The organism is Bacteroidetes bacterium SB0662_bin_6 (assembly GCA_009839485.1).
Lineage (GTDB): Bacteria > Bacteroidota > Rhodothermia > Rhodothermales > VXPQ01 > VXPQ01.
In genome coordinates, this window is record VXPQ01000052.1 from 1 (window position 1) to 2946 (window position 2946).

The 2946-nt window shown below is 64.9% G+C and carries 1 protein-coding gene; it reads right to left on the reverse strand.

The genetic code is table 11. The features are described 5' to 3' along the window. Positions 1 to 282: 282 nt before the first annotated feature. Positions 283 to 2946, reverse strand: a 2664-nt coding sequence (locus F4Y00_10215; protein ID MYE05330.1) for a methylmalonyl-CoA mutase, incomplete at its 5' end; no start/stop codon positions are given.

Here is a 2946-nt window from a genome sequence, read left to right on the forward strand (position 1 = left end):
GTTCGAGAACGGCGGCGAGGAAGGCGTGCCCAGGACCTTCATCCGCTGCACCGACCCCGAAATGCCGTTCAGCGGAATAAGGGACCACGCGATGTTCGCGAAGGAGCACCCTGCGTGGCGCTATGAGGAACTTGCGACCGGCCACGACGCGATGGTGACCGAGCCGCAGGCCTGCGCCGACCTGATCCTGGCCGCCGCTCGTTCTTCCTGACCCTGGGTGCGAGGGCGTCCCGCCCTCGTCGAGAGTGGGACGCCGCGAGGGACATGCCCTCGCTCCCGGGTTTACATATTGCGGCGGTACTGGCCGCCGACCTCGAAAAGCGCATCGGTGATCTGTCCCAGGGAGCAGCACCGCACCGCTTCCATCAGGACTTCGAACACGTTGGCGTCGGCCATTGCGGCCTGCCTCAGGCGTTCCAGCATGGCCGCCGCCTCGTCGGCGTGCGCTTCGTGAAACGCAGCCAGCCGGCGAATCTGGCCTTCCTTCTCCTCCGCGGTGGAGCGGGCCAGAGGTATCGTCGTCGTGTCCGCCTGGCCCGGCCCTTCACGCAGGAAGGTGTTGACTCCTACGATGGGCAGGCTGCCGTCGTGCTTGCGCTGCTCGTATTCAAGCGATTCGTCCTGGATCCGCCCGCGCTGATAGCCGGTCTCCATCGCCCCCAGAACGCCGCCCCGTTCGGAAAGCCGTTCGAATTCCCGTAATACCTGTTCTTCTACCAGGTCCGTGAGTTCCTCGATGATGAAGGACCCCTGGTTCGGGTTTTCGCTGCGCGCCAGGCCCCACTCGCGGTTGATGATGAGCTGTATCGCCACCGCCCGCCGAACGCTTTCCTCGGTCGGCGTGGTGATGGCCTCGTCGTAGGCGTTCGTGTGCTGGCTGTTGCAGTTGTCGTAGGCGCCGATCAGCGCCTGCAGAGTGGTGCGGATGTCGTTGAACTCGATTTCTTGGGCATGCAGGGAGCGGCCCGAGGTCTGCACGTGGTACTTGAGCTTCTGGCTGCGCTCGCTGGCGCCGTAGCGGTCGCGCATGGCCACGGCCCAGATGCGGCGGGCGACCCGTCCCAGCACCGAGTATTCCGGGTCCATCCCGTTGGAGAAGAAGAACGAGAAATTCGGCGCGAATTCGTCGATCTTCATGCCGCGCGCGAGATAAGCCTCGACATAGGTAAAGCCGTTGGCCAGCGTGAAGGCCAGTTGACTGATGGGATTGGCGCCGGCCTCGGCGATGTGGTAGCCGGAGATGGAAACGGAATAGAAATGCCGGACCTGGTTGCGGATGAAGAACTGCTGGACGTCGCCCATCATCCGCAGGCTGAACTCGGTCGAGAAAATGCAGGTGTTCTGCCCCTGATCCTCCTTGAGAATGTCGGCCTGCACCGTGCCGCGCACGCGTTTCAGCGCATCGGCCCTGATTTCGGCGGACTCTTCCGGCTCCGGCGGCCGTCCGTTCGCATCGGCAAACGCATCGAGCTGCTGGTCGATCGCGGTGTTCAGGAACATGGCGAGGATGGTGGGGGCCGGACCGTTGATGGTCATCGAGACGGAGGTCGACGGATTGCACAATTCAAAGCCCCGGTAGAGCGCCTTCATGTCGTCGAGCGTGGCGATGGAAACGCCCGAATTACCGACCTTGCCGTAGATGTCCGGACGGTGGTCGGGATCGAACCCGTAGAGCGTGACCGAATCGAAGGCCGTGGAAAGGCGTTTTGCCTCGGAGTGCCGCGACAGGTAGTGAAAGCGCCGGTTCGTGCGCTCCGGATCGCCTTCGCCCGCGAACATCCTCAGGGGTTCTTCGCCGGTGCGCTTGAAGGCGAACACGCCGGCCGTGAAGGGAAAGCGCCCCGGCAGGTTCTCGCGCATCAGCCAGCGCAGCAGGTCGCCGTCGTCGCCATAGCGGGGCAGGGCCACCCTGCGCATTACATTGCCTGACAGGGTCGTGTAGCTCAGCGAAGTGCGAACTTCGCCCCCGGGAGTGACCTGGCGGTGCTCCTTGCCCGAATAGGCCGAGTGGACTGCGGGCCATTCCTCCAGCAGCGCCCGGCTTTCATCGTCAAGCGCGGCTTCGCGCCGCCGGATCAGCGATCTCAGTCCGGATCCCGTTTTTCCGCCGCTGTCGTTGCCGGCTTCCTCCAGCATGCGCAGCGCATCGCGAAGCCTCTGCCGTTCCCTGGCGGTCCTGGCCTGAAGCCCGACCCGTGCGTGATACGCGCGGACGGTTTCGGCGATCTCGGCCAGGTAGCGGACACGCGACCCGGGAATGACGGCGGCCGAGCGGGACGGCGTGCTGGTCTCGATTCCGGGAATCCGCGCCTCGCCCCAGCCATCCACCCATTCGCCGAAGCCCTTGTCCTGCAGCGCACCCAGAATGCCATGGAACAGCGCCGTGACTCCATCGTCGTTGACCCGAGAGGCGATCGCCCCGTATACGGGCATCGCCGCGGGATCGGTCCCGAACGCCTCCCGGTTCCGGATCATCTGCTTGCGGACGTCCCGCAGGGCGTCGGCGGCGCCTTTACGGTCGTACTTGTTGATCGCGACCACATCGGCGAAATCCAGCATGTCGATCTTCTCGAGTTGCGTCGCCGCGCCGAATTCCGGCGTCATGACGTAGAGGCTGGCGTCCGCATGGGACGTGATCGCGGCGTCGCCCTGGCCGATGCCGGAAGTTTCCACGATGATCAGGTCGAAGCCCGCGAGTTGGACGGCCGCGAGGATCCCTGGCAGGGCGGCGGGAATTTCACGGCCCGAGGCGCGGGTGCCCAGTGATCGCATGAAGATGTGCGGATGGTCGATCGCGTTCATGCGTATGCGATCGCCGAGCAGCGCACCGCCGGTCCTTCGGCGGGTCGGATCCACGGCAATGACCGCTATGCGCAGTCGATTCTCGAAGCAGAGACGGAAGCGGCGCACCAGTTCGTCGGTAAGCGAGGACTTGCCGGATCCGCC